Source organism: Allobosea sp. (genome assembly GCF_035999205.1).
Taxonomy (GTDB): domain Bacteria; phylum Pseudomonadota; class Alphaproteobacteria; order Rhizobiales; family Beijerinckiaceae; genus Allobosea.
Map to the genome: position 1 here is coordinate 1,045,086 of NZ_DASYHA010000025.1, position 26,250 is coordinate 1,071,335.

The 26,250-nt window shown below is 67.4% G+C and carries 23 protein-coding genes; 9 read left to right on the forward strand and 14 right to left on the reverse strand.

The annotated features are described in order from the left end of the window. The first annotated feature begins 207 nt into the window (after positions 1 to 207). From hutI to VGN82_RS20375, 5 genes are all read left to right on the forward strand, one after another. Positions 208 to 1,431, forward strand: coding sequence for an imidazolonepropionase (gene hutI, locus VGN82_RS20355; RefSeq protein WP_327529191.1), 1,224 nt, complete (start codon positions 208 to 210; stop codon positions 1,429 to 1,431). After that, positions 1,428 to 2,960: a histidine ammonia-lyase gene (gene hutH, locus VGN82_RS20360; RefSeq protein WP_327528865.1), complete on the forward strand. Its 1,533-nt coding sequence runs from the start codon at positions 1,428 to 1,430 to the stop codon at positions 2,958 to 2,960. Before hutI ends, hutH begins: the two co-directional genes overlap by 4 nt. Further along, positions 2,957 to 3,763: an N-formylglutamate deformylase gene (hutG, locus tag VGN82_RS20365; RefSeq protein WP_327528866.1), complete on the forward strand. Its 807-nt coding sequence runs from the start codon at positions 2,957 to 2,959 to the stop codon at positions 3,761 to 3,763. The genes hutH and hutG overlap by 4 nt, the downstream gene beginning before the upstream one ends. Next, a complete protein-coding gene (gene hutU, locus VGN82_RS20370; protein WP_327528867.1) occupies positions 3,760 to 5,427 on the forward strand; it encodes a urocanate hydratase in 1,668 nt (555 codons plus the stop codon). Before hutG ends, hutU begins: the two co-directional genes overlap by 4 nt. A gap of 125 nt (positions 5,428 to 5,552) precedes the next feature. After that, positions 5,553 to 6,119: a HutD/Ves family protein gene (locus VGN82_RS20375; protein ID WP_327528868.1), complete on the forward strand. Its 567-nt coding sequence runs from the start codon at positions 5,553 to 5,555 to the stop codon at positions 6,117 to 6,119. Positions 6,120 to 6,235: 116 nt separating this feature from the next. On the opposite strand, the gene VGN82_RS20380 is transcribed toward VGN82_RS20375, so the two are convergent. After that, on the reverse strand, positions 6,236 to 7,315 hold the full coding sequence (locus VGN82_RS20380) for a citrate synthase/methylcitrate synthase (RefSeq protein ID WP_327528869.1): 1,080 nt from the start codon (positions 7,313 to 7,315) through the stop codon (positions 6,236 to 6,238). Positions 7,316 to 7,401: 86 nt separating this feature from the next. Here VGN82_RS20380 and VGN82_RS20385 point away from each other — a divergent pair, with 86 nt between their 5' ends. Continuing rightward, on the forward strand, positions 7,402 to 8,559 hold the full coding sequence (locus VGN82_RS20385) for a citrate synthase family protein (RefSeq protein ID WP_327528870.1): 1,158 nt from the start codon (positions 7,402 to 7,404) through the stop codon (positions 8,557 to 8,559). Here VGN82_RS20385 and VGN82_RS20390 read toward each other — a convergent pair. The 9 genes from VGN82_RS20390 to VGN82_RS20430 all read right to left on the reverse strand — a co-directional run bounded on the left by VGN82_RS20390 (position 8,517) and on the right by VGN82_RS20430 (position 16,974). Further along, entirely contained in the window at positions 8,517 to 9,731 is a 1,215-nt protein-coding gene (locus tag VGN82_RS20390; RefSeq protein WP_327528871.1) for a cyclopropane-fatty-acyl-phospholipid synthase family protein, read from the reverse strand. The genes VGN82_RS20385 and VGN82_RS20390 overlap by 43 nt on opposite strands. A 126-nt stretch (positions 9,732 to 9,857) precedes the next feature. Next, on the reverse strand, positions 9,858 to 11,264 hold the full coding sequence (locus tag VGN82_RS20395) for a TRAP transporter large permease (protein WP_327528872.1): 1,407 nt from the start codon (positions 11,262 to 11,264) through the stop codon (positions 9,858 to 9,860). Positions 11,265 to 11,271: 7 nt separating this feature from the next. Then, a complete protein-coding gene (locus tag VGN82_RS20400; protein WP_327528873.1) occupies positions 11,272 to 11,856 on the reverse strand; it encodes a TRAP transporter small permease in 585 nt (194 codons plus the stop codon). 86 nt (positions 11,857 to 11,942) lie between these two features. After that, the gene (locus tag VGN82_RS20405) at positions 11,943 to 12,914 is read right to left on the reverse strand and encodes a sialic acid TRAP transporter substrate-binding protein SiaP (protein WP_327528874.1); all 972 of its coding nucleotides are present in this window, start codon (positions 12,912 to 12,914) and stop codon (positions 11,943 to 11,945) included. 109 nt (positions 12,915 to 13,023) lie between these two features. Further along, positions 13,024 to 13,803 carry a FadR/GntR family transcriptional regulator gene (locus VGN82_RS20410; protein WP_327528875.1) on the reverse strand — a complete coding sequence of 260 codons (780 nt, stop codon included), beginning with the start codon at positions 13,801 to 13,803 and terminating at the stop codon, positions 13,024 to 13,026. Between the two features lie 142 nt (positions 13,804 to 13,945). Continuing rightward, positions 13,946 to 14,725, reverse strand: a complete 780-nt coding sequence (locus tag VGN82_RS20415) for an ABC transporter ATP-binding protein (protein WP_327528876.1) — start codon at positions 14,723 to 14,725, stop codon at positions 13,946 to 13,948. Continuing rightward, positions 14,722 to 15,495 carry an ABC transporter permease gene (locus VGN82_RS20420; RefSeq protein WP_327528877.1) on the reverse strand — a complete coding sequence of 258 codons (774 nt, stop codon included), beginning with the start codon at positions 15,493 to 15,495 and terminating at the stop codon, positions 14,722 to 14,724. The genes VGN82_RS20415 and VGN82_RS20420 overlap by 4 nt, the downstream gene beginning before the upstream one ends. Further along, positions 15,492 to 15,992, reverse strand: a complete 501-nt coding sequence (locus tag VGN82_RS20425) for a mismatch-specific DNA-glycosylase (RefSeq protein ID WP_327529192.1) — start codon at positions 15,990 to 15,992, stop codon at positions 15,492 to 15,494. Before VGN82_RS20425 ends, VGN82_RS20420 begins: the two co-directional genes overlap by 4 nt. Before the next feature lie 19 nt (positions 15,993 to 16,011). After that, a complete protein-coding gene (locus VGN82_RS20430; RefSeq protein WP_414644341.1) occupies positions 16,012 to 16,974 on the reverse strand; it encodes an ABC transporter substrate-binding protein in 963 nt (320 codons plus the stop codon). A gap of 229 nt (positions 16,975 to 17,203) precedes the next feature. Between VGN82_RS20430 and VGN82_RS20435 the strand changes: the two genes are divergently transcribed. Then, positions 17,204 to 18,760: an acetolactate synthase large subunit gene (locus VGN82_RS20435; protein WP_327528878.1), complete on the forward strand. Its 1,557-nt coding sequence runs from the start codon at positions 17,204 to 17,206 to the stop codon at positions 18,758 to 18,760. Positions 18,761 to 18,917: 157 nt separating this feature from the next. Here the strand turns inward: VGN82_RS20435 and VGN82_RS20440 are convergent, their stop codons facing one another. Genes VGN82_RS20440 through VGN82_RS20450 form a run of 3 tightly spaced genes read right to left on the reverse strand, consistent with a single transcriptional unit; the run spans position 18,918 to position 21,847 of the window. Beyond that, positions 18,918 to 19,961 (reverse strand): histone deacetylase family protein, encoded by a 1,044-nt coding sequence (locus VGN82_RS20440; protein ID WP_327528879.1) that lies wholly within the window; start codon positions 19,959 to 19,961, stop codon positions 18,918 to 18,920. A gap of 60 nt (positions 19,962 to 20,021) precedes the next feature. After that, the gene (locus tag VGN82_RS20445) at positions 20,022 to 20,675 is read right to left on the reverse strand and encodes a TetR/AcrR family transcriptional regulator (protein ID WP_327528880.1); all 654 of its coding nucleotides are present in this window, start codon (positions 20,673 to 20,675) and stop codon (positions 20,022 to 20,024) included. Then, positions 20,672 to 21,847 (reverse strand): acyl-CoA dehydrogenase family protein, encoded by a 1,176-nt coding sequence (locus tag VGN82_RS20450; protein WP_327528881.1) that lies wholly within the window; start codon positions 21,845 to 21,847, stop codon positions 20,672 to 20,674. Before VGN82_RS20450 ends, VGN82_RS20445 begins: the two co-directional genes overlap by 4 nt. 221 nt (positions 21,848 to 22,068) lie before the next feature. On the opposite strand from VGN82_RS20450, the gene VGN82_RS20455 reads away from it, so the two are divergent. After that, positions 22,069 to 23,640, forward strand: a complete 1,572-nt coding sequence (locus tag VGN82_RS20455) for an acyl-CoA carboxylase subunit beta (RefSeq protein WP_327528882.1) — start codon at positions 22,069 to 22,071, stop codon at positions 23,638 to 23,640. Positions 23,641 to 23,648: 8 nt separating this feature from the next. Next, the gene (locus VGN82_RS20460; protein ID WP_327528883.1) at positions 23,649 to 25,655 is read left to right on the forward strand and encodes an acetyl/propionyl/methylcrotonyl-CoA carboxylase subunit alpha; all 2,007 of its coding nucleotides are present in this window, start codon (positions 23,649 to 23,651) and stop codon (positions 25,653 to 25,655) included. A gap of 3 nt (positions 25,656 to 25,658) precedes the next feature. Here VGN82_RS20460 and VGN82_RS20465 read toward each other — a convergent pair whose 3' ends face one another. Then, the gene (locus VGN82_RS20465; RefSeq protein ID WP_327528884.1) at positions 25,659 to 26,153 is read right to left on the reverse strand and encodes a hypothetical protein; all 495 of its coding nucleotides are present in this window, start codon (positions 26,151 to 26,153) and stop codon (positions 25,659 to 25,661) included. Positions 26,154 to 26,250 lie beyond the last annotated feature (97 nt).

Here is a 26,250-nt window from a genome sequence, read left to right on the forward strand (position 1 = left end):
TCGCTCCAATCACCGGATCAAGGCACCGAATATCGCATTCGGCTCCTCGATCCAGCCTTCTGTTTCGCATTGGCTTCTTTCGAAAGCCGCATCCGCTCATCGGCCGGCGATCTAATTGCATATGCAATTACCTCTTGCCATTTGCATATGCAATTGGATAGCATGCTCGTTATCAAAGGATAGTCGAGAGGATCTGACGTGGCGACGATGTCCGGCGAGACTGCGGCCTGTGACAGGCTGTGGAACCAGGCGCGGCTGGCGACGATGTCATCCGCCGTCGCCGCCCCTTATGGCGCGGTCGAGGACGGCGTCGTGGCGGCCCGCGACGGGCGCATCCTCTATGCCGGCCCGCGCAGCGAGGCGCCCTCCTTCCGTGCCGCCGAGACGATCGACTGCGGCGGGCGCTGGATCACCCCCGGGCTGATCGATTGCCACACCCATCTCGTCTATGGCGGCGACCGGGCACATGAATTCGAGCTCAGGCTGAACGGGGCCACGTATGAGGAGATTGCGCGCGCCGGCGGCGGTATCCTGTCGTCCGTGAAGGCGACGCGGGCGGCGAGCGAGGACGAGCTTCTCGCGTCAGCCGACCGGCGCCTGGCCGAACTCGTCCGCGAAGGCGTCACCACCGTCGAGATCAAGTCGGGCTACGGGCTGGACACCGAGAGCGAGACCAAGGTGCTGCGCGTCGCGCGTCGCATCGGCCGCGAGCGCGACGTCACGGTTCGCACCACCTTCCTGGGCGCCCATGCCGTGCCGCCGGAATACAAGGGGCGCTCGGACGACTATGCCGCGCTCGTCGCCGGACCGATGCTCGATGCGGTCGTAGCCGAAGGCCTGGCCGACGCCGTCGACGTGTTCTGCGAGGGCATCGCCTTCTCGCCCGAGGAGACGCGGCTGGTGTTCGAGGCTGCAAAGGCCAGGGGCCTGGCGATCAAGATCCATGCGGAGCAGCTCTCCGATCTCGGCGGCGCCAAGCTCGCGGCGCAGATGGGCGCACTCTCGGCCGATCATCTCGAGCATCTCGACGAGGACGGTGTCATCGCCATGGCCCAGGCCGGCACGGTCGCTGTCGTGCTGCCCGGTGCGTTCTATTTCCTGCGCGAGACTGTGAAGCCGCCGATCGAGCTGCTCCGCAGGCACGGCGTGCCGATCGCGCTGGCGACAGACGCCAATCCCGGCACCTCGCCGCTGACCTCGCCGCTGATGACGCTGAACATGGGCTGCACGCTCTTCCGCCTGACGCCCGAGGAGGCACTGGCCGGCATGACGCTCAACGCCGCCCGCGCCCTCGGAATGCAGGACGAGACCGGCACCCTCGAAGCCGGCAAGGCCTGTGACCTCGCGATCTGGGAGATCGAGCGGCCTGCCGAGCTCGCCTACCGCATGGGCTTCAACCCTCTCCACGCCCGCATCCGGAACGGACAATGACCAGCATCTCCCTGAAGCCCGGACGGGCTTCCCTGACCGAATGGCGCGCGGTGCTCGACGGCGCCGCGACCGCGCTCTCCGACGACAGCGCGCGCAGCATCGAGGCAGGGCAGGCCATCGTCGAAGATATCGTCGCGGCCGGAGCTGTGACCTACGGCGTAAACACCGGCTTCGGAAAACTCGCCAGCGTGCGGATCGCCGACGCTGACCTCGCCACGCTCCAGCGCAACCTCATCCTGTCGCATGCGGTCGGCACAGGACCAGCCCTGCCCGACAGCGTCGTGAGGCTGATCCTCGCCATGAAGGCGGCAAGCTTGGCGCGCGGCGCCTCCGGCGTGCGGCCGCAGGTGATCGCAGCGCTGGCGGGTGCGCTCAAGGCGGACGCGCTGCCGGTCGTGCCGGCCAAGGGCTCGGTCGGCGCCTCGGGCGATCTCGCGCCGCTCGCCCATCTCACCGCCGCGCTGATGGGCTATAGCGAAATCCGGCTCAAGGGCGAGACCCTGCCGGCGGCCGAAGCGCTGCAACGCATCGGCCAGACGCCGCTGACGCTCGGCGCCAAGGAGGGCCTTGCCCTCATCAATGGCACGCAGGTCTCGGCCTCGCTGGCGCTGGCGGCGCTCGTCGATCTCGCCCGCGTCTTCGATGCGGCGCTGGTGGCGGGAGCCCTGTCCGTCGATGCGCTTAAGGGCTCGGACACGCCTTTCGACCCGCGCATCCAGGCGCTGCGCGGCCAGCCCGGGCAGATCCGGGTCGCGAAGATCCTGCTCGACCTGATCGCCGGCAGCGCCATCCGCGAAAGCCATCGCCACGGCGACACGAAGGTGCAGGACCCCTACTCCCTGCGCTGCCAGCCGCAGGTGATGGGCGCGGTCGCCGATCTCTTCGCCAACGCCGCCGCGACGCTTTCCATCGAGGCCAACGCCGTCACCGACAACCCATTGGTACTGGGGCCAGGCGAGATCGTCTCTGGCGGGAATTTCCACGCCGAGCCGGTCGCCTTCGCCGCCGACATGCTGGCGATGGGCATCTGCGAGGTCGGCAACCTGTCGGAGCGGCGCATGGCGCTGCTGGTCGACCCGGTGATGAGCGGGCTGCCGCCCTTCCTCGCGCGGGATGCCGGCCTGAATTCCGGCTTCATGATCGCGCAGGTTACGGCCGCAGCGCTCGCCTCGGAGAACAAGCAGAAGGCCTACCCGGCTTCCGTCGATACCATTCCGACCTCGGCGAACCAGGAAGACCATGTCTCGATGGCGACGCATGGCGCCTTCCGCCTGCTCGACATGGCGAAGAACGCGGCGAGCATCATCGGCGTCGAGCTGATGGCAGCGGCGGAGGCGATCGAGCATCACCGACCGCTGAAGACGAGCGCGCGGCTGGAGCCGGTGCTGGCGCTGCTGCGCGGGCGCATCGCGCCGCTGACCGAGGACCGCTATCTGGCGCCCGACCTCGCCGCGGCAACGGAGTTGGTGCTGTCGGGCGCCGTCGGCAGGGCCGCCGGGCTGGATTGCTTTGCGGAGTTCGGAGCGTGAGCGACATCGTCACCGTCACGCGGGGGCCCTCCCCGCTCATCCTCTCCATGCCGCACCCCGGCACCGGCCTGCCGCCGGAGGTCGCTGCCGCGCTCAACGACCGCGGCCGGCTCGTCGAGGACACCGACTGGCATATGCGGCAGGTCTATGCCTTCGCGGAAACATTCCAGCCGACCATCGTCGAGGCGAGGCTCTCGCGCTTCGTCATCGACCTGAACCGCGATCCCTCGGGCATTTCGCTCTATCCGGGCCAAGCCACGACCGAGCTCGTACCGACCACGACCTTCTCGGGCGAGCCGATCTGGAACACAGCGCCCGACGCGGCCGAGATCGAACGGCGCAAGCGCCTCTATTTCCAGCCCTATCACGACGCGCTCTCGGCCGAGATCGTGCGGGTGAAGGCCGCGAACGGCTTCTGCCTGCTCTGGGACTGCCACTCGATCAAGTCCGTGATCCCGCGGCTGTTTCCCGACACACTGCCGACGCTGAATCTCGGCACCAATTCGGGCGCGAGCTGCGCGCCGGAGGTCGAGGCCGCCGCGGTGAATGCGATGGTCGGCCAGCCGCAGACCCAAATCGCCAATGGTCGCTTCAAGGGCGGCTGGATCACCCGGCACTACGGCCAGCCGGCGAACCATGTCCACGCCATCCAGATGGAGAAGGCGCTGTCCGCCTATCTCGCAGCCGAGGAAGCGCCGTGGCGTTTCGACGATCCGAAGGCCGCCGCGCTCCAATCCGCCCTCTCCGCCATCATCGAGGCCGCGCTCGACGCCGCCGCCAAGCTCGAAGGGAAAGCCCAGTGACCCGCATCGACAACAGCCGCGTCATCCGCAGCCCCAAGGGCACCGAGCTGTCCGCCAAGAGCTGGCTGACCGAAGCGCCGCTGCGCATGCTCATGAACAATCTCGACCCGGATGTCGCCGAGAAGCCGGGCGAGCTCGTGGTCTATGGCGGCATCGGCCGCGCCGCGCGCTCCTGGGAGGATTTCGACCGCATCGTCGCGAGCCTGCGCTCGCTGGAGGCCGACGAGACGCTGCTGGTGCAGTCCGGCAAGCCGGTCGGCATCTTCAAGACGCATGCGGACGCGCCGCGCGTGCTGATCGCCAACTCCAACCTGGTGCCGGCCTATGCCAACTGGGAGCATTTCAACAAGCTCGATAAGGTCGGGCTGATGATGTACGGCCAGATGACGGCCGGTTCCTGGATCTATATCGGCACGCAGGGCATCGTTCAGGGCACCTACGAGACCTTTGCCGAGGTCGGCCGGCAGCACTATGGCGGCAGCCTCAAGGGCAAGTGGATCCTGACCGGCGGCCTCGGCGGCATGGGCGGCGCGCAACCGCTGGCCGCGACCATGGCCGGCGCCTCGATGATCGCCGTCGAGTGCAAGCCGTCGAGCATCGAATTCCGGCTGCGCACCCGCTATCTCGACGAGAAGGCCGACAGCATCGACGAGGCGCTGAAGATCGTCGAGGCCGCCCATGCCAAGGGCAAGGCCGTCTCCGTCGGCGTGCTCGGCAATGCGGCCGAGATCTTCCCGGACATGGTCCGCCGCGGCATCCGCCCCGACGTCGTCACCGACCAGACCTCGGCCCACGACCCGCTGAACGGCTACCTGCCGGCCGGCTGGACGCTGGAGGAATGGGAGGAGCGCAAGGAGCGCGATCCCGCCGGCACCGTCGAAGCCGCCAAGCGCTCCATGGCCGTGCACGTCAAGGCGATGCTCGACTTCCAGACCATGGGCGTGCCGACGCTCGACTACGGCAACAACATCCGCCAGATGGCGAAGGACATGGGCGTCGAGAACGCCTTCGACTTCCCGGGCTTCGTGCCGGCCTATATCCGCCCGCTCTTCTGCCGCGGCGTTGGCCCCTTCCGCTGGGCGGCGCTCTCGGGCGATCCGGAGGACATCTACAAGACCGACCAGCGTGTGAAGGAACTGCTGCCCGACGACAAGCACCTGCACAACTGGCTCGACATGGCGCGCGAGCGCATCCAGTTCCAGGGCCTTCCCGCCCGCATCTGCTGGGTGGGTCTCGGGGACCGCCATCGGCTCGGCCTCGCCTTCAACGAGATGGTGGCGAAGGGCGAGCTGAAGGCGCCCGTTGTGATCGGCCGCGACCATCTCGATTCCGGCTCGGTCGCCTCGCCCAATCGCGAGACGGAGGCGATGAGGGACGGCTCGGATGCGGTCTCCGACTGGCCGCTGCTCAACGCCCTGCTGAACACCGCCGGCGGCGCGACCTGGGTCTCGCTGCACCATGGCGGCGGCGTCGGCATGGGCTATTCGCAGCATTCGGGCGTGGTCATCGTCGCCGACGGCACGCCGGAGGCGGCCAAGCGCCTGGAGCGCGTGCTCTGGAACGACCCCGCGACGGGCGTGATGCGCCATGCCGACGCCGGCTACGAGATCGCGCGCGACTGCGCGGTCGAGAAGGGGCTGAAGCTGCCGGGGATTCTGGGGTAGCACGTCGTCGTCATGGTCGGGCTTGTCCCGACCATCCATGTCTTCGCTGGTCGAGGGCGGGGTTCAAGACGTGGATGCTCGCCACAAGGGCGAGCATGACGGGCGCAATGGAAGGACCGTATCGCATGCGCATCATCCGCGCCGCCGAGCATCGCGTCATGCCGTGGAAGAACGGCGGCGGTACCACCACCGAGATCGCGGTGTCGCCCGCCGGCGCCTCGATGGAGAATTTCGATTGGCGAGTCTCGATGGCCCATGTCGGGCAAGACGGGCCGTTCTCATCCTTCCCCGGCATCGACCGCACGCTTTCGGTCTTGTCCGGCAGCGGCATCCGTCTCGCGTTCGACAGCGAGACGGTGACACTCGACCGCTCGTCGCCGCCCTTCTTCTTCGCCGCCGACCGGGCGGTGGACGGGCTGCTGACCGCAGGCCCGATCGACGATCTGAATGTGATGAGCCGTCGCGGGCGCTGGTCGCACGCGGTCGAGCGGCTGGCGGGGCCGACGGAGCATCGCGTCGCGGCGGAGCGCGGGCTGCTCCTGCTCGTCGCGCCGGAGGGCGGCTGGTCGGTGGACGGCGAGGCGCTTGCGGCCGGAGACAGCGCGCTGGTGGAGGGGCCGGCGGAGATCGCCTGCGCGGCTACGGCGGCCGTAGCCGCGCTCTACGCAATCCGGTTGGCGCCCGCGGCGTAGGCTCACCCGTCATTCTCGGGCGAAGCGACGCTTCGGCCCGAGAATCTTAGGCGGCAGAAGGCGCCGGAGCCTCCTTGTCACGTGATGCTCGGGTCGCCCGGGCATCACGCACCGGCCTACGCGGCGGCCTTCGGCCGCGGCCCGACATAGACCGATTGCGGGCGGATCAGCCGGCCGCCGGCGATCTGCTCGTGGGCGTGGGCGAGCCAGCCGATGGTGCGCCCCATGGCGAAGACGCAGGTGAAGGCTTCGGGCGGGAAGCCGAGCGCCTCCAGCAACAGCGCCGTGTAGAACTCGACATTGGTCTCCAGCGCGCGGTTCGGCTTGCGTTCGCGCAGGATGGCCAGCGCCGCGCGCTCGACCGCCTCGGCCAGAACCAACCGGCCGGCATCGGCGCCGAGCCGGCGGATCGCGCTCTTCAGCGCATCGGCGCGCGGATCTCGCACGCGATAGATGCGATGGCCGAAGCCCATCAGCCTTTCGCCCCGATCCAGCGCCGCTTCCAGCCAGGGCCGCGCATTCACCGGTTCGCCGATGGCGTCGAGCATCTCGATCACCGGCCCCGGCGCGCCGCCGTGCAGCGGCCCCTTCAGCGCGCCGATGCCGGCAAGCTCGGCCGAAACCAGCCCGGCCCGGGTCGAGGCGACGACGCGCGCCGCGAAGGTCGAGGCGTTCAGGCCGTGATCGGCGACGGTGACGAGATAGGTGTCGAGCGCAGCCGCCTGCGCGGCCGAGGGTGCCGCGCCGCTCAGCATGCGCAGGGTGTCGGCCGCTTGCGGCAGGGCCGGATCGGGCGCGACCGGGGCCAGGCCGCGCTGGCGACGCACCGCCGCCGCGGTGAAGGCGGCAGGCGCGGCGAGCAGGCTCAGCACGGTGCCGACATCCTCGCCATCGGGGATCAAGGCAGTCCAGGCGCGCAGGGCCTCGACCGGCGAAAGCTCGCCCGGAAGCGCGGCGCGCAGCACGATCTCGTCGAAGAGCCGTGCGCGGATGCGTCCGAGAGCGACGGCCAGTGCCTCGCCGCGCGGCAGATCGGCCACGAAGCCGTCGAGCATCAGCGAGGCCATCTCCTCGAAGGAGGCGTGCCCCGCCAGGGCGTCGAGACTGTGCCCGCGCAGCACGAGGCGCCCGGCGGCTCCGTCCACTTCGGAGAGCACGGTATGGGCGGCGACGACGTCTTCGAGACCATCGGACATGGGCTGAACTCCTCAAAAGCAATGGCTTGAGGGTTGGCCGTCTCGGCATTAGAATCAATCTTGAACAATATAATCAATGTGTTTGCATGACCGATTGGCTCACGGCTCCGGAGGCGATGGCGCGGCTGAAACTCAAGCCGCAGACGCTTTACGCCTATGTCAGCCGCGGTCTGATCGAGAGCCGTGAGGAGGCCGGCGATTCCCGCCGCAGGCTCTATCGCGCCGAGGACGTCGCGCGTCTCGAACAGCGCAAGGCCCAGGGGCGGCGCCACGCGACCATCGCTGAGGGCGCCATCGCGTGGGGCGAGCCGGTCCTGCCCTCGGGCATCACCACGATCGCGCAAGGCAAGCTCTGGTATCGCGGGCAGGACGCAGAGCAACTGGCCGAGAGCGCCCGGCTCGAGGATATCGCCCGGCTGCTCTGGGATTGCGGCTCCCAGCGCTTTCCGACACTGACCCGGCCGGTCGCGGCGGGGCCGGCACGCGAACGAATGTTCAACGCGATCGCCACGCGCGCAGCGGCCGATCCGGCGACGGCGGGGCGGACGCGCAAGGCGCTCTATCTCGAAGCCGCAGCCGTGCTCGACACGCTGGTCGACGCGGTGGCGGGCGCCCCCGGCGAGGGGCCGATCCATCTGCGGCTGGCCTCCGCCTGGACCTGCGACGCGGCGGGTGCCGAGTTGATCCGCCGCGCCCTGGTGCTGCTGGCGGACCATGAGCTCAACGCCTCGACCTTCGCGGTGCGCGTCACGGCCTCGACCGGCGCCTCGCTCGCTGCGTGTGCGATGGCAGGGCTCGCCGCGCTGTCCGGCCCGCTGCATGGCGGCATGGCCCAGCGCGTCCTGACGCTGATGCGCGAGGCGGAGCGCGAGGGCATCGCGGCGGCAGCCGCGACGCGACTGGCGAGCGGCGCGGCCATCCCCGGCTTCGGCCATCCGCTCTACCCTGACGGCGACCCGCGCGCCCGCGGGCTGCTGGCGGCGTTCTCGCTCCCACCCGCCTACGCCGAGGCGCGACGCGTGGTGACCGGACAGACCGGTGAGGAGCCGAATATCGACTTCGCGCTGACTGCGCTGGCGGCGCATCTGAGGATCGACGAGGACGCGCCCTTCCAGATCTTCGCCGCCGCGCGCGCCACGGGCTGGCTGGCCCATGCGCTCGAACAGGGCGAGACCGGCCGGCTGATCCGGCCCCGCGCACGCTATACCGGGCCGCCGCCGTCCCGGCCGCAGTCAGCCATGTAGCTCCGCGTGATCGGCAGGCCGTCCAGCCGCTTCGCCAGCTGGAACTGGAAGACGACGAGGTCGTCATGCCTGAAGCTCGCTTCCGAGCATGAGAGGTAGAACTCCCACATCCGTGCAAAGCGCTCATCATACATGGAGACGACCTCGGCGCGGCGGGCGAGGAAGCGCTCGCGCCAGGCCTTCAGCGTCTCGGCATAGTGGAGGCGCAACACCTCGACATCGGTGATGACCAGCCCCTCCTTCTCGATCGCGGCGGCCATCTCGGACAATGCCGGGATATAGCCGCCCGGGAAGATGTACTTGGTGATGAAGGGGTTGGTCGCGCCGGGCGGCGTGCTACGGCCGATGGTGTGTATCAACGCGACCCCGTCGTCGGTCAAAAGCTCGGCGAGCTTGCGGAAATAGTCGCGATAGTAGCCGACGCCAACATGCTCGAACATGCCGACCGAGACGATACGGTCGAAGGGCCCGACCATGGCACGGTAATCCTGCAGCCTGAAATCGACCGGCAGGCCTGAATCCGCGGCACGTGCCTGCGCGACGGCGAGCTGCTCATCGGAAAGGGTAATGCCGGTGACGCTGGCATCGGTCTCGCCAGCGATGGTGAGCGCGAGGCCGCCCCAGCCCGAGCCGATGTCGAGCACCCTCTGGCCTGGCTCGATCGCGAGCTTCGCGATGATGTGGCGCTTCTTGGCGAGCTGAGCCTCTGCCAGCGACATGCCTGCCCGTGCGAAATAGGCGCAGGAATACTGCATGTCATCGTCGAGGAAGAGCCGGAAGAACTCGCTCCGCAGATCATAGTGATGGGCAACGTTGCGGCGGGCGAGCGCAGGCGTGTTGTGCTGATGGAAGCGGCGCAGCGCGGTGCGCAGGCCCTCCAGCGTCTTGCTCCAGCCATGTGGACGCGCCTTGTGCAGGCCCGCGATCAGCAGATCGAGCAGATCGTAGAGCGAGCCCTGCTCGACCACGACGCGGCCATCCATCACCGCCTCGCCGAGCGCGAGTTCCGGGTTCAGGGCCAGCTTGAATTCGGTCGACCGGTCAGCGATCCGCATCCGCACGGCAGGGACGGACCCCCGGCCGACCGATTGCAGCGATCCGTCGGCAAAGACCACATCGATGCGCGGCTCCTTCACCAGCCGCGACAGCATCCTGGCGACAAAGGCATGCATGGCTCCACCTCGATGGCAGCGCCCCTTTGGCCGAGAACATGGGTCTCCGCGAACCGGAGCGCAACTCCGGCCGCCGCGCAAGGCAGAACACCGCCCGGCTCATCGCCGATCCGGGCGGCGGGCAGCCTATCGGATCATCCCCATCTGCCGCGGCAGCCACAGCGTCAGCTCGGGAATGAAGGTGATCGCGAACAGCGCCGCGAAGAGAGGGATCAGCCAGGGCAGGATCGCCATGGTGGTGCGCTCGACCGAGAGCTTGGCGACGCGTGAGAGCACAAACAGCACCATGCCGAGCGGCGGGTGCAGCAGCCCGATCATCAGGTTCAGCGTCATGATCAGCCCGAAATGGATCGGATCGACGCCGAGCTTGAGGGCGATCGGCAGCAGGATCGGCACCACGATGGTGATCGCCGCGATGGTGTCGAGGAAGCAGCCGATGAAGAGCAGCAGCAGGTTCACCAGGATCAGGAAGACCCATTTGTTCTGGGTGAAGCCGAGGATGAGGTCGGACAGGATCTGCGCCGTCTGCGACACCGTCAGCAGCCAGGCGAAGATCGAGGCCGCAGTGACGATGAAGAGCACCGAGGCGGTCGTCTCGATGGTGTCGAAGGTCGCCTTCGTCAGGCTGCGCATCGTCATCGAACGATAGCGGACGAGACCCAGGAACAGCGACCAGATCACCGCCGCGGCCGCGGCTTCCGTCGGCGTGAACCAGCCCATGGTCATGCCGCCGATCAGGATGACCGGCGTCATCAGCGCCATCACCGCCGAGAAGTCGAAATAGTAGTCGAGCGCGAGCAGGGCCACGAGCGAGAGGCCGATCGCGAGGTTCACCTCGAGCCCGGCCCAGACGAGCCCATAGGCCAGCACCGGGAAGCCGAGCACGACCGCGACCTCGATGCCGGCGGTGCCGATCTCCTTGAGCGAGAACTTCGAGTCCGAGCCCCAGTTGTAGATCCGGGCGAAGATCGCGACGGTCGCCATCATGAACAGCGTCATCACGACGCCGGGAATGACGCCGCCGAGGAAGAGCGCGCCGATCGAGGTGTTCGACATCATGCCGTAGATGACGAAGGGCAGCGAAGGCGGGATGATCGGCCCCAGCGTCGCGGAAGCGGCGGTGACGCCGACCGCGACTTCGGCCGAATAGCCGTGATCCTTCATCGCCTTGATCTCGATCGTGCCGATGCCGGCGGCGTCCGCGATGGCGGTGCCGGACATGCCCGAGAAGATCACCGAGCCGATGATGTTGACCTGCGCCAGGCCGCCGCGCATCCAGCCGACCAGCGCGACCGCGAAGGAATAGATGCGGCCGGTGACGCCGGCGATGTTCATCAGGTTGCCGGCGAGGATGAAGAATGGGACGGCGAGCAACGGGAAGCTCTCGACGCCGGCAATCATGCGCTGGGCCAGGATGACGTCGGGAACGGAGCCAGACACCAGGATGAAGGCGAGCGAGGCGACGGCCATCGAGATCGCCACGGGCACGCCGAGGATCATCAGGCCGAGGAAGGAACCGAGCAGGATCAGCATGTTGGTCTCAGGCCTCCGAGCCGTCGAAAGCTTCCGGCTTCTCGAGCACGGAATAGCCGCGGCGCCAGTTCTGCCAGGCGACATGCAGCGAGCGCAGCGTCATCAGCGCGAAGGCGAGGACGACCGCATTGAAGATGACCGACTTCGGGAAGTCGACCGTCGTCATCATCTCGTCGGGGATGAGTGAGGCGTATTTGTACATGAGCCAGGTGCCGTAGCCGAAGAAGCCGACACGCACGACATCGACGCCGGTCGCCATGATCCGCCCCATCCGGGGCGACATGTAACGATAGAGGAAGTCGACCTGGATATGGCGCGAGGCCCGCACGCAGAGCGAGGCGCCGAGGAAGACGACGACGACCAGCGCGTAGATCGCGATCTCTTCCGTCCAGGCGAAGGAGTTGTTCAGGACGTAGCGGGTGAAGAACTGCAGGATGACGCAGCCGACCATCACCCAGAAGGCGGCAAGCGTGATCCAGTCCTCGACGCCGTAGCCGGAGAGATCGGCCGGCGGCGGCGCCTCGTCGAAGACGTGAGCGATCTCCTCGCTCGTGACCTGGGTATGGATTTCCGGCGTCGTGTCAGTGGCCACGGCAGACCTCGATGAAATCGGCCGCAGCGGGGCCGTGCGGGGCAGGATGCCCGGCGGCCTAGGCCGCCGGGCCAATCGATGAGCGATTACTTGATCGCCTGGATGCGATCCCAATCGGCCTTGCGGTAGCCGAACTGCTCGAAGGTGACGTTCTTCTGGACGTTGGCCAGGAAGTCGGCCTTGTCGATCTCGGTGACGGTCAGGCCCTTGTCCTTGAAGAACTGCACGAGCTTGACCTCGTCAGCCTGGATCTTCTTGGTAGCGCGGGCGGACGCCTCCTGGGCGACCTCGCTGAAGATCTTGCGGTCCTCGGGCGAGAGCTTGTCCCAGAGCTGCTTGGCAACCACCGTATTGAGGTGGTCGACGATGTGGCCGGTCAGGACAATGTGCTTCTGCACCTCGTAGAACTTCTTGGCCTCGATCGTGGTCAGCGGGTTTTCCTGCGCCTCGACAGTGCCGTTCTGGAGCGCGAGATAGACCTCGGCGAAGGCGATCGGCGCGGTGTTGGCGCCGCAGGCGCGCGGCATGGCGAGATAGGCCGGCACGTCGGGCACGCGGATCTTGAGGCCCTTCATGTCGGCGCAGCTCTTGATCGGCTTGTTCGAGGTGGTGTGGCGCGTGCCGTAATAGGTCACCGAGACGATCTGGTGGCCGCTCTTCTCCTGATAGCCCTTGGCCATGTCCGTGAAGACATCGCTCTTGGTGTAGGCGAGCAGATGGTCGGGGCCGCGGAAGGTGAAGGGGTAATAGGTCACGCCGATCGGCGGGAAGGCGCGCGCAGCAAAGCTCGAGCCCGAGATGATGATGTCGACGGTGCCGAGCGTCAGGCCCTGATTGATGTCGGTTTCCTTGCCAAGCTGCGAGGCCGGATAGACCGTGATCTCGTAGCGACCATTGGTGCGCTTCTTGAACTCGTCGGCGGCCCAGACCGACTCCGTGTGGAACGGCTCGGAGGTCTCGTAGACATGGGCCCATTTCAGCTTGGTCTGCGCCTGCGCCGGCGCGCCGGCGACGATCAGGCCCGCGGCCACGGCCGCCATCGTCAGATAGGTCTTCATCACAATGTCCCTCCCTGGGATCGGTCTTGTTGCTGTGCTTCTTGGGTTGGCGCCTTGCGGACTTCTTCTTGTTCCTGCCTCGGTTCTCGGTGCTTCAGCTCTTCCTGCTTCAATTCTTGCGGGTCAGGCGCTCCGCGGCGGCCGCGCGTCCGGTTTCGCGCCCGCCCGGCCTCGCCTTCGGTGGCCCCTCCCCGAAACTCTGCGAGAAGCGCTCCTGCGAGCGCTGGAGGTGACGGCGCATCGCGGCTTGCGCCCCTTCGCCCGCTCCCGCCGCGATCGCATCGCGAATCTCGCGGTGCTCGGCCAACGCCTCGCGCCAGGACTCGGCATTCTCGAAATAGCTCGCGAGCTGGCGGAAATAGGGATTGATGCGCTGGTCAAAGAGCAGGCCGACGAAGCGCGCCAGCACGGCGTTGCCGAGGATCGAGGCGATCGCGACATGGAAGGAGCGGTCGAGCGCGACGAGCTCGTCGCCGGTCAGTCCCGCCATCTCCATCCGGCTGAGGATGTCGTCGAGCGCCGCCAGATCGCCGGGCCCGGCGGAGGTTCCGACCTCGGCACAGACTGCGCTCTCGACCAGTTCGCGCGCCTTGAGCACCTCGAAGGGGCCCTCCGGCGCCTCGTCGAAGGCCGAGATCAGCGCCGGCTGCTCCGCAGGCCGGTCAACGACATAGACGCCCGAGCCCATCCGGATACGCACGCGCCCCTCGACCTCGAGCGCGATCAGGGCCTCGCGCACCGATGGGCGGGAGACGCCGAGCTTTTCCGCAAGCTCGCGCTCAGGCGGCAGCCGACCGCCAGCCGGATACTCGCGCCGATCGATGAGATGGCGGAGCTGGTCGGCGATCTGGCGATAAAGACGCGGCGACTCGACAGCCTCGAGCGGCACAGCTTGCTCCCGGTTTCCATCCCCTCGGCGCCCGTGATCGGGAGCTCGCTTTGGCCATGTGGTCAGGCCAATTGGAATGAAACCAATCATTATCCCGGCGGGCTGTCAATCGCCCCGCCGGCTTGACGTTAGGCCGGGCCGCTCAATGCGGGCTCGCCATCACCTCGGCGCGGATTTCCTCGACGAGGCGTTCCTTCAGCGCAACGAATTCCGGGCTGGTCTTGATGGTGTAGGGCCGCGGATGCGGCAGATCGACAGCGATGTCGGCCTTTATGCGGCCCGGCCGCGCGCTCATCACCACCACGCGGGAGCCGACGAAGATCGCCTCCTCGATATCGTGGGTAACGAAGAGCACGGTCTTGCGCTCGCGCTCCCAGATGCCGAGCAGCATTTCCTGCATCAATGCGCGGGTCTGGTTGTCGAGGGCGCCGAAGGGCTCGTCGAGCAGCAGGATCTTGGGATCGTTGGCGAGGGCGCGGGCGATCGCGGTGCGCTGCTGCATGCCGCCCGAAAGCTGCTTCGGAAAATGATCGATGAAGTTGGACAGGCCGACGCGATCGGCCCAACTGCGGGCAATGTCCAGCCGCTCGCGCTCGGCTAGGCCCTTTTCGCGCAGGCCGAAGGCGATGTTCTGTGCCACCGTCAGCCAGGGAAACAGCGTGTAGCTCTGGAAGACGAAACCGCGGTCGGCGCCCGGGCCGGCCACGGGGGCGCCGTCGAGCATGATCCGGCCCTCGCTCGCGGTCTCCAGCCCGCCGATGATGCGCAACAGGGTGGACTTGCCGCAGCCGGAGGGGCCGAGGATGGAGATGAAATCGTTGTCACCGACGTTCAGCGAGGTTGGCATCAGGGCGCGGGTCGGCTGGCCGCCGCGCTGGGCCGGGAAGACCTTCCCGACATTCTCGACCAGAAGCTTGCTCACAGTTTCGCCCACGGAAACAGGCGCTGGTTGACCGCCTTGAAGAGGAAATCCGAGACCAGCCCGATCAGGCCGATGACGATGATGCCGAAGATGATCTGCCCTGTGTTCAGCAGCGCCTGGCTGTCGGTGATCATGTGGCCGATGCCGGAGGAGGACCCGATGAGTTCCGCGACGATGACATAGGTCCAGGCCCAGCCGAGGACGAGGCGGAAGATCTCGGCGATCTCGGGCGCCGCGTTGGGCAGGAGCACGCGGCGCACCACGGACGTGTCGGTCGCGCCCAGCGTATAGGCCGCGTCGACTAGGTCGCGCCGGATCGACCCCACCGCAACGGCGATCATCAGGATGAGCTGGAAGACCGAACCGATGAAGATGACGAGCAGCTTCTGGGCCTCGCCGATGCCGGCCCACAGGATCAGCAGCGGGATGAAGGCCGAGGCCGGCAGGTAACGCGCGAAGGAGACGAAGGGCTCGAGGAAGGCTTCGACCGGCTTGTAGGCGCCCATCATGATGCCGAGCGGCAGCGCCACGATCACCGCGAGCACGAAGCCGCCGACGACGCGCCAGATCGTCATCATGATATCGAAGGAAAAGCCGTGCCGGACCAGCAGGTTGTAACCCTCTGCGACCATCGTCAGCGGGTCGGCGAGGAACAACCTCTGGACGTAGCCGCCGAAGGTGGCGACCGACCAGAGCGCCACGAAGAGCGCGAAGAAGGCGATGCCGTAGCCGATACGGGCCGGGGCGGAGACGGGTTGGAGTGGTTTCATCGCGTTCCGGTTCCGGCCAGATGGGCGGCCAGTTCTTTCCAGGGTTCGATCGACCAGAAGCCGCTAGCCGCGCCAGAGGTCGAGGGCAGGACGAAGATTTCGGCTCCGACGAGCTGGACCGGCTGCAAGCCGTAACTTCGCAGCGGACCGAGCACCGCCTGCGCGGCGCGCTTGCCGTTGAAGGCGACGATGCGAGGACGAACGAGCGCCATCCGCGCCATCAAGCCCTCCGCGTCGAAGTGAGCGCTGCGAAGGTCGGTATCGGGCCCCGAGGTCAGCTTGGCGACATCGGTGAGGCCGATGCCATAGTCCGGCAGCGTCGGGAAGGCTTCGGGCGCCAGCCGTTCCGGCGTCAGGCCGATCTCATGCAGGGTTTTCCAGAACTTGTTGCCCGGCCCCGCATAGTAGGCGCCGCGCCTGGCGGAAGCCGCCCCGGCCTGCGTGCCGCAGAAGACGACGCGCAGGCCGGGAACGAGGATGTCGGGAAGGACGGCCAGCCTAGGTCACTCGTCTCGTTCACTTGCCGGCGACGTACTTCGTCTCGACCAGATCCTTGAGATCGGGCTTGGCCTTGATCAGGCCGATCTCGAGCAGGAGGTCGGCCGCCTTGGCCGAGAAGGCCTGCCAATCGCCGGAGAAGAAGGCCTTGTTGCCCTCGGCATCCGACCAGCGCAGGAAGCTCGCCGACTTGCCGAACTGCTCGCCGCTCTGCTTCACGTCGGCGCCCATGATGCCGAAGGCCTTGTCCTTGTCGGCCTTGATCATGTCGAGAGCCTCGAAATAGCTCTTGGTCAGCGCAGCGGCGGCCGCGTCATTGGCGGCGAGGAAGGCCGGCGTGCAGCCGAAGGTGTCCATCACCATCGGATAGTCGAGCGTGGTGGCGATGATCTTCCCGGCATCGGGCTTCTCGCGCACGGCCGAGAGATAAGGCTCATAGGTCATGGCGGCGTCGTTCTGGCCGGCGATGAAGGCCTGCGCCGCGGGGCCGGGCTCCATGTTGACGACGGTCACGTCCTTCACGGACATGCCGTTCTCCTTCAGGAACCAGGCAAGCGCGAAATACGGCGAGGTCCCGGGCGCCGAAGCGGCGACGGTCTTGCCCTTCAGGTCCTTGATCGAGCCGGTGGCGCTGCGCGTCACCATGCCGTCGGCGCCATAGCTCTTGTCGAGCTGGAAGATCTGCTTGGTCTTCACGCCCGCGCCGTCCCAGACGATCCAGGTCTCGACGGTGGTCGCCGCGCACTGGATGTCGCCCGAAGCGATCGCCAGGTGGCGGTCCTTCTGCGGGATCTTCTTGATGGTGACGTCGAGGCCGTTCTTCGCGAAGATGCCGGCCTCCTTGGCGAGGACGAGCGGCGCGAAGCCGGTCCAGCCGGAAATGCCGATATTGACCTTGGTCTGCGCCTGCGCACCGCCGGCGGCTACCAACGCCGCGAGGCCGAGCCCCGCCATCGTTCCGAAACGCTTCAAACCCGTCATCACGACACCTTTCCCCTGTGTGCTGTCCGGCATACCACCGCCTCACGTGGCCAAGCCAGATGCAACCTTCGTTCCAGCCGAGGTTAAATGCATATGCAAATCCGTCAAGCCGTCGATCACCGGCACGCGGGTCAGCAATGACATTCTCTTGTTTGACAGGCGCGGGAACATCCCTTCCCCTGAGCGCCCCTCGAACGACCTGCCTCTTCTTCGCCTAGGAATCCTCAGAATGAATGGTGCCGACCTGCTCTGCGACACGCTGCTCGCCAACAGCGTGGATGTCTGCTTCGCCAATCCCGGCACCTCCGAGATGCATTTCGTCGCCGCGCTCGACCGCAAGCCACAGATGCGCTGCGTACTCGGGCTGTTCGAGGGCGTGGTGACCGGCGCGGCCGACGGCTATGCGCGCATGGCCGACAAGCCGGCCGCAACCCTGCTCCATTGCGGGCCGGGCATGGCGAACGCGCTGGCCAACATGCACAACGCCCGGCGCGCCTGGACGCCGATGATCAACGTCGTCGGCGACCACGCCACCTATCACCTGGTCCATGATGCGCCGCTGACCAGCGACATCGAGAGCCTGGCCCGGCCGATGTCGCATTTCGTGCGGCGGATCACGAGCCCGCAGGATGTCGGCCCCGCCATCGGCGAAGCCTATGCCGCCTCGCTCTCGCTGCCCGGCGTGACCACGGTGATCCTGCCAGCGGATTGCGCCTGGGGCTCGGTCGAGCCCACCGAACCGAAGCCGACACCCGTGCCGACCCTGAAGACGGTTGCAGCGGCGAAGCTCGCCGAGGTCGCGGCCGGCCTGCGCAAGCACGGCGCGCGCGCCGCGCTGATGATGTCTGGGCTCGCGCTGCGCGCGAAGCCGATGGAGATGGCCGCGCGCATCGGCGCCGCCACCGGCGCGCAGGTCTTCGGCCAGATGTCGAATGGGCGCATCGAGCGCGGCGCCGGTCGCGTCGCGATGCCCAAGGTGTTCTACCCCGTCGACAAGGCGCTCGAGCAGCTCAAGGACATCGACTATCTCGTGCTCATCGGCGCGCAGATTCCAGTCGGCTTCTTCGCCTATCCCGGCAAGCCCGGTCGCCTGATCCATGAGGGCTGCGAGGTCGCGACGCTCGCCATTCCCGGCGACGACCTGCCAGGCACGATCACGGCGCTGGCCGAGGAGATGGGTGCAGCGAAGGCGAAGCCTGCCTATATCGCTGCGCCACGCGGCGAGGCCCCTGCCCTGCCGACCGGCACGCTCGACGCCGACAAGGTCTGCGCCATCGTCTCCACCTTGCTGCCAGAGAACAGCATCATCTGCGACGAATCCGTTTCGTCGGGCCGGACGTTCTACGGCGACTGCCACAGCGCGCCGCAGCACGACTACATCCAGCTTACCGGTGGCGCCATCGGCGAAGGGATCCCGCTCGCCATCGGCGCAGCCGTCGCCTGCCCGGACCGCAAGGTCATCGGCATGCAGGCCGACGGCTCCGGCATGTACACCGTCCAGGGCCTGTGGACGCAGGCGCGCGAGAACCTCGACATCGTCACCGTCGTCTTCGCGAACCGGACCTATGCGATCCTGCATGGCGAGATGCGCGCCGTCGGCGTCAACGACTTCGGCAAGAACGCCACGATGATGCTCAATCTCGACCAGCCGGCGCTCGACTGGGTCTCGATGGCACGCGGCATGGGCGTGGAGGCGGCGCGCGCGACGACCGCGGAGGAGTTCACCAAGCTGTTCAAGGGCGCGCTCGGCCGGAAGGGCCCGTTCCTGATCGAAGCGGTGATCTGATCTCGTCCTTCCTCCCCAGGGGAGAAGGCGGCAGCGCGCAGCGCTGAAGAATGAGGGCGGCCCCGTCATCCGAAACAAGAAAGGGCCGCTTGCGCGGCCCTTTCGTTATCCGTCCCCTATGCAGACACTTCTCCCCGGAGAGGAGAGGGAAGCGGCTCTACTTGAACTTGCCCAAAAACGCATCGAGGCAGTCGCCAATCGCCTCGATGGCATAGCCGCCTTCCTGCACGACGAGCGTCGGCAGGCCGAAGCCCTTCACCTTCTCGCCGATCGTGCCGAAATCGGCCGCATCGAGCTTCAGCACGCCGATCGGGTCGTCCTTGTGGGCGTCGTAGCCGAGAGCAACGATCAGGACGTCGGCGCCGAACTCCCGGATCGCGCGGCCAGCCTTGTCGACGGCGGCCGCCATCTCCTTGCCTCCGCCGCCATGCGGCAGCGGCAGGTTGAGGTTGAAGCCCTCGCCCGGCCCGTTGCCGCGCTCGTCCTCATAGCCGGTGAAGAACGGGTAGTAGTTGGTCGGGTCGGCATGGACCGAGATCGTCAGCACGTCGTCGCGACGATAGAAGATCTGCTGCGTGCCGTCGCCGTGATGGGCGTCGACGTCGAGGATCGCCACCTTCTTGAACTTCGAGCGCAGGCGCTGGGCCGCAATAGCCGTGTTGTTGAGGTAGCAGAAACCCGAGGAGCGGTCGGCGCGGGCGTGATGGCCGGAGGGGCGGCAAAGCGAATACACCGCCTTCTCGCCGGCGAGGATCGCGTCCGCCGCGGTCACCGCCGTCTCAGCCGAAAGCAGCGTCGAGCGCCAGCAATGCTCGCCGATCGGCACCGACATGTCGCCGAGATACCAGCCGAGTTGGCCGAGAAAGCCGGTCGGGCGGCAGGGTGGGCGGACATCCTCGTCCGGCCGGCCGCTCCAATAGGGGAAAGTCGCCGGCCAGACCTCTGGACCGCGCTCGGCCGGCAAATCCTGCCACTTCGCCCAGGCCGTCTCGAGAAACTGCACCAGCCCGGCATCATGGACGGCGAGGACCGGCGCTGTGCCATGCGTGGCCGGAAGCTCGGGCGTCACGCCATGCTTCTTGAGGGCGCCGAGCAGCCGCGCCGTCCGCTCCGGCAGGTCCTTCGGCGCGACCACGCGCCCGAAGCGCATATATTGCTGGGGATCGTGCAGCGACTGGTCGGGATGATAGAAAGCGCGCATGCTGAAGCCATGTCCTTGTAAACCCCGGCACGCCCCCTTGCGTACCGGCCGGGCGGCAGGCTAGCCGCTCGCGCCCGCGGCGTCAGCGCCGATCAACGCCGCACCGCCCTGCTCGCCATGCGCAATCAACGCCGTGAACTCGCGCGCCAATGCCGCGACGTCGAAGCGGCCGGGGCGATACCAGTCGATCGAGCCGTTGAGCGCGCCGAGCAGAAACAGGCGCAGAGCGTCCGGCGAACGCTCGGGCGCGAGGGCTCCCTCCCGCTGCAGTTCGGCGATCAGCTCGCGCCAGACATCCTCATAAGCACGCCGAACCCGGCGCACGCTCTCTGGCGTCGGCGTCTCGCCGAAGGTGAAGACCTTGATGCTGGCGCTGGTGTAGTCGCCATGCCCGTGCAGCGCCTTGAGATGGGCGTGGATCGCTGCCTCCAGCCGCGCGCGCGGACTGGCGCCCTCGGTCGCGGCCAACGCCGCGACGACCGCTTCATGGACGAAGCGCACGCCGTCATTGACGACGGCCTCGACGATCTCCTCCTTCGAGGCGAAGTGGTAGTAGAGGCTCGCCTTGCGGATGCCGACCGCCTCGGCAATCTCGCGCAGCGTCGTCTGGTGGTAGCCGCCCGAACGCAGCAGGCGGGCCGCGGTGTCGAGGATGAGGCGGCGCGAGCCGCCTTCGACGCCCTCCCTCTGGCTCTTGTCGGGAGCTTCGCTCACAGCCGCTTCGCGACCTCTTCCAGCATGACTTCGGTGGCACCGCCGCCGATGGCCTGGACGCGGGCGTCGCGGGTCATGCGCTCGATCGTGCTTTCGCGCATGTAGCCCATGCCGCCATGGAACTGCAGGCAGGCATACATCACCTCGTTGACCAATTCGCCGCAGTAGGCCTTGACCATCGAGACCTCGCGGGTCGCGTCGAAGCCCTGCGCATCGAGCCAGGCGGCGTGATAGACGAGCTGGCGGCCGGCCTCGACCTTGCTCGCCAGCGTCGCGAGCTTTTGGCGGATCGCCTGCTTCTCCCAGAGCGGCGCGCCGAAGGCCTTGCGGGTACGGACATAATCGAGCGTCAGGTCGATCGCGGCCTGTGCCTCGCCGATCGCCATGGCGCCGATCACGGTGCGCTCGTTCTGGAAATTGCTCATGATCGCGTAGAAGCCGCGCCCCTCCTGCCCGAGCAGGTTCTCGGCGGGAATGCGGCAATCCTCGAAGACCAGCTCCGCCGTGTCCGAGGAGCGCCAGCCATGCTTGTCGAGCGCGCGCGAGACCTTGAAGCCGGGCGTGCCTTTCTCGACCAGGAAAATCGAGACCGACTGCGACGGCTTGGCCGCGAGATCCGTCTTGGCCGCGACGCAGTAGAGATCGGCGTGGACGCCGTTGGTAATGAACATCTTGGCGCCGTTCAGGACGTAAGAGTCGCCCTCGCGCCGCGCCGTGGTTCGGATGCCCTTCACATCCGAGCCTGCATCAGGCTCGGTGACCGCAACCGCCACGATCTTCTCGCCCGCGATGATCGCCGGCATAAGCCTGTCGCGCTGCGCCTGGCTGCCCGCATTGGCGATGTGGACGGACGCCATGTCGGTGTGGACCAGCGCCGTGATCGCAACGCCCGAGAAGGTCGAGCGGCCGAGTTCTTCCGCGAGCACGACAGTCGCCAGCGTGTCCATCTCGGAGCCGCCATACTCGGCGGGGAAGCGGATGCCGAAGAAGCCGAGCGAGCCCATCTTGCGCAACACTTCGCGCGGGACGAAGCCGGCTTCCTCCCATTGCAGCGCATGCGGCTTGATCTCGGCCTCGACGAAGCGGCGGACCTGATCGCGCAGCGCTTCGTGCTCCTCGGTGAAATAGGGCGAGCGGCGGGCTCCTTGGTTGAGCTTCTCGACGGCCGACATGGCGTTCTCCCTGCTTGACCGCTGCTTCACGATCTGACTACCTACCGGACGGTAGGTGAATGCGGTGACGAGATCAAGACGCCGTCTGCCTGCCGGAAGAATAGGTCATCCCGGACAAGCCGCGAAGCGGCGCCGATCCGGAATCCATGTCGGAACCGTTCAGGCATGGATCCCGGATCTACGCTGCGCTCCACCCGGGAGGACGGCAAGCGAGAGTCGAGATGTCCGAACCTGCGGCAAACACCTCCCCTCCCCCTCTCGCCGACATGATCGCGACGCTGCGTGAGCGCCATGCCATCGTCGCGCAAGGCGGCGGCGACCGCTTCCGCGAACGGCATGAGGCGCGCGGCAAAATCATGGTGCGCGAGCGCATCGACCTGCTGATCGATCCGCAGACGCCCTTCCTCGAACTCTCGCCGCTCGCCGCCTGGGGGCTCTACCGCAACGAGGTTCCAGGAGCGGGCATCGTCACCGGCATCGGCATCGTCCGGGGCCGTGCCTGCATGCTGATCGCCAACGACGCGACCGTGAAGGGGGGCTCCTTCTTCGCGGAGACCGTGCGCAAGCATCTGCGCGCGCAGGAAATCGCCGAGGAGCACGGCCTGCCTTGCCTCTATCTCGTCGATTGCGGCGGCGCCTTTCTCCCGGAGCAGGACCGGGTCTTTCCGGACCGCGACCATTTCGGCGGCTCCTTCTACAACCAGTGCCGGATGTCGGCGGCGGGCATCCCGCAGATCTCGATCGTCTTCGGCGGCGCGACCGCCGGCGGGGCCTATATCCCGGCGCTGTCGGACGAGGTGATCATGGTCAAGGGCACGGGCCGCATCCATCTCGGCGGCCCGCCGATCGTGAAAGCCGCGATCAATGAGGTCGTCGATGGCGAGGCTCTCGGCGGCGCGGAGATGCACAGCCAGGTCTCGGGCGTCGCGGACCATCTCGCGGCGACCGAGATAGAGGGGCTCGCCAAGCTGCGCGAAATCGTCGGATCGCTCGGCGACACCGGCATGCTGAAGGCTCCACCACATGTGCCGGCGGCGCCTAAATTCGGCCCCGACGATCTCGTCGATCTCGTTCCGACCGATCTGCGCCGGCCCTATGACGTGCGCGAGGTGATCGCCCGCATCGTCGATGACAGCGCCTTCAACGCCTTCAAGCCCGACTATGGCGCGACGCTGGTGGCGGGCTTCGCACGGATCCACGGTCATCCAGTCGGCATCCTCGCCAACAACGGCGTGCTGTTCTCCGAGAGTGCGGTGAAGGGCGCGCACTTCATCGAGCTCTGCGACCAGCGCCAGATCCCGCTGCTGTTCCTGCAGAACATCACCGGCTTCATGGTCGGGACGGAAGCCGAGCGCGGCGGCATCGCAAAGCATTCGGCCAAGCTGGTCTATGCGGTCTCGAATGCGCGTGTACCGAAATACACCGTGCTCATCGGCGGCTCCTATGGGGCCGGCAATTACGGCATGTGCGGGCGCGGTTTCAGGCCGCGCTTCCTGTTCTCCTGGCCGAATGCGCGCATCGCCACGATGAGCCCTGAAGTGGCGGCGAACGTCGTGACGGATCTGCGGCGGCAATCGCTGAACGGCGCCGCCGACGAGGCGGCGATCGCCGCGCTGGACGCGAAGACGCGGGCCCAGTTCGAGGAGCAGAGCGACCCGTATTATGCCACCGCGCGCCTCTGGGACGACGGCATCATCGAGCCGGCCCAGACTCGCGACGTGCTCGGCCTGTGCCTGGCGCTCGCGGCGGGCGAGCCGCGAGATACCGGCCCGCGCCCGGTGTACCGGATGTGATGCGCGCCGTGTTCGAAACCATCCTGATCGCCAATCGCGGCGAAATCGCCTGCCGCATCATCCGAACCTGCCGCAAGCTCGGCATCCGCACGGTCGCCGTGTTCTCCGACGCCGATCGCGAGGCGCTGCATGTGCGCCTCGCCGACACGGCCGTCCATATCGGCCCGGCTCCGGCGCGCGAGAGCTATCTGCGCGCGGACCGGATCATCGAGGCGGCGCTCGCGACGGGAGCGCAGGCGATCCACCCGGGCTACGGCTTCCTCTCCGAGCGGCTCGACCTCATCGCCGCCTGCGAGGCGCATGGCATCACCTTCATCGGGCCGTCGAGCACCGCGATCGCTTCCATGGGTGACAAGATCCGCTCCAAGCAGATCGCGCGCGAAGCCGGCGTGCCGGGCGTCCCGGGCTATGACGGTACCGACCAGGCTCCGCAGGTTCTGCGGGCGGAGGCGATGCGGATCGGCCTGCCGGTCATGATCAAAGCCTCGGCCGGCGGCGGTGGCAAGGGCATCCGCAAGGTCGAGGACGAGGCTGAACTCGACGGTGCGATTGTCGCCGCGGCACGCGAAGCGCAAGCAGCTTTCGGCGACGGGCGTCTGCTCATCGAGAAATTCGTGACGCGACCACGCCATGTCGAAGTGCAGGTCGCTGGCGACCGGCACGGCAACATCATCCATCTGTTCGAGCGTGACTGCTCGGTCCAGCGCGCCAACCAGAAGCTGATCGAGGAGGCGCCCGCGCCGAACCTTCGCGCCGACACACGCGCAGCGCTGCACGACAACGCGCTGCGGCTCTCGCGCACCATCGGCTACGACAATCTCGGAACGGTCGAGTTCCTGGTCGACGCCGAAACGCAGGACGTCTTCTTCCTCGAGATGAACACGCGGCTCCAGGTCGAGCATCCGGTGACGGAAGCGGTCACCGGGCTCGACCTGGTCGAATGGCAGATCCGGATCGCAGCCGGCGAGACGCTGCCTCTTGCGCAGGACAAGGTCACGTGTTCCGGCCACGCCATCGAGGCGCGGCTGACCGCCGAGCGCGCCGATGAGGGGTTCCGTCCCGATAGCGGCATGATCGGGCTCTGGCGGGAGCCCGCGGGACTGCGCATCGACAGCGGCGTCACGACCGGCAGCGTCATCTCCAGCCACTATGACTCGCTGCTCGCCAAGGTGATCGCGCATGCGCCGGACCGTCTCGCGGCCGCGCGCAAGCTCGCCGCGGGGCTCGACCAGATGGTCGTGCTCGGCACTGGCACTGTCAGGCCCTTCCTGATCGATGCGCTGCGGCAGCCCGCCTTCGCCGATGGGCGGGCCACGACCCTGTTCCTCAAGGAAATCTGGCCCGACGGCTGGCAGCCGACACAGGCGGCGGAGCCGGAACTATCCGCCGCCGCAGCAGCGCTTTGGCTCGCGACCGGCCGGACTGCTGCCCTGCCGGAGAGAATTGCCGGCCCATGGCAGTCGCTCGCGGGCTTCCGACTGCTTGGACCAGCGCAGCGGCCGGCCATTACCCATGTCTCGGTCGGCCGCGGCGCGGACAGGGTTCGGCTGCGTGTGCAGAGCCATGACGGCTTCCTGCGCGTGCTCGGCCCGAACGGCTCGCGGGATGTCGCATTGCGGCGCGCGGACGACGGCAATGGCTGGGTCGTTCAATGCGACGGCGTGACATGGCCGGCCCAGGCGCTGCGCGACGGCGACGGCCTGCTTTTGCGCTATCGCGACTTCGAAGGCCGGATCAGCGTGGCGCTGACCATTGAGGCCGAGGCTGCGACACGCAGCGAGAGCAGCGGCCAGGGCGGCAGCTTGCGGGCTGCCATGCCCGGCACGGTGGCGGCGATGCATGTCGCGGAAGGAGACGCCGTGGCTGCCGGGCAGGTTCTGGTCGTGCTCGAGTCAATGAAGCTGTTCATGGAGTTGAAGAGCCCGGCAGATGGCCGTGTCGGGCGGATCGCGGCCACGGTCGGTGCCACGGTCGCCGCCGGCGACATGCTTGTCGAGATCGAGGCTGGCGATTGATGTCTACGCCGCCCCCCTCGCCCACAGCAACCAGGCCGGCGCATCGCGCTTGACGATCGTCCTCAGCCGTGGCGGGAGGTCGGTGCGCTTGTAGACGTCCGAGATGTAATAGTGGTCGAAGTAGAGGCTGCAGACATAGTTGTTCAGCTCGAAGATCGTATAGGTGGTCTGGTGCAACCCCGGCACGGTCATGTCGCCGCGTGGCTTGTCGATGCAGCCGTCGCAGATGATCGGCGCGTCGTCGAGACAGGTGATCGCCTCCTGGAACAAGACGATGCAGTCCTTGGTCTTCGGGCCGATGATGCCGTCGACCGCCAGGCGGCGGCTTCTCGTGGGACCCGCAAGGGCCCGGACCCGGCCACTTTCGGGATGTTGCAGCCAGAGGTTCAGCAGATACTGGACGACCATCACGTCGTCGCGGTTGTTGGCCCGGCCGGGGCCGACGCCCATGTCGACCGTGAACATGTTGCCGAGATCGGTCTCGATCAGCCTCGCCATCACTGCCTCCCTGTCCCAGATGCGGCCGGACCAGTCCGCCGCTGGGATCAGGGATATGCTTGTCGTGACGGCCGCGCTGTTCCGCGCGGAACAGGCG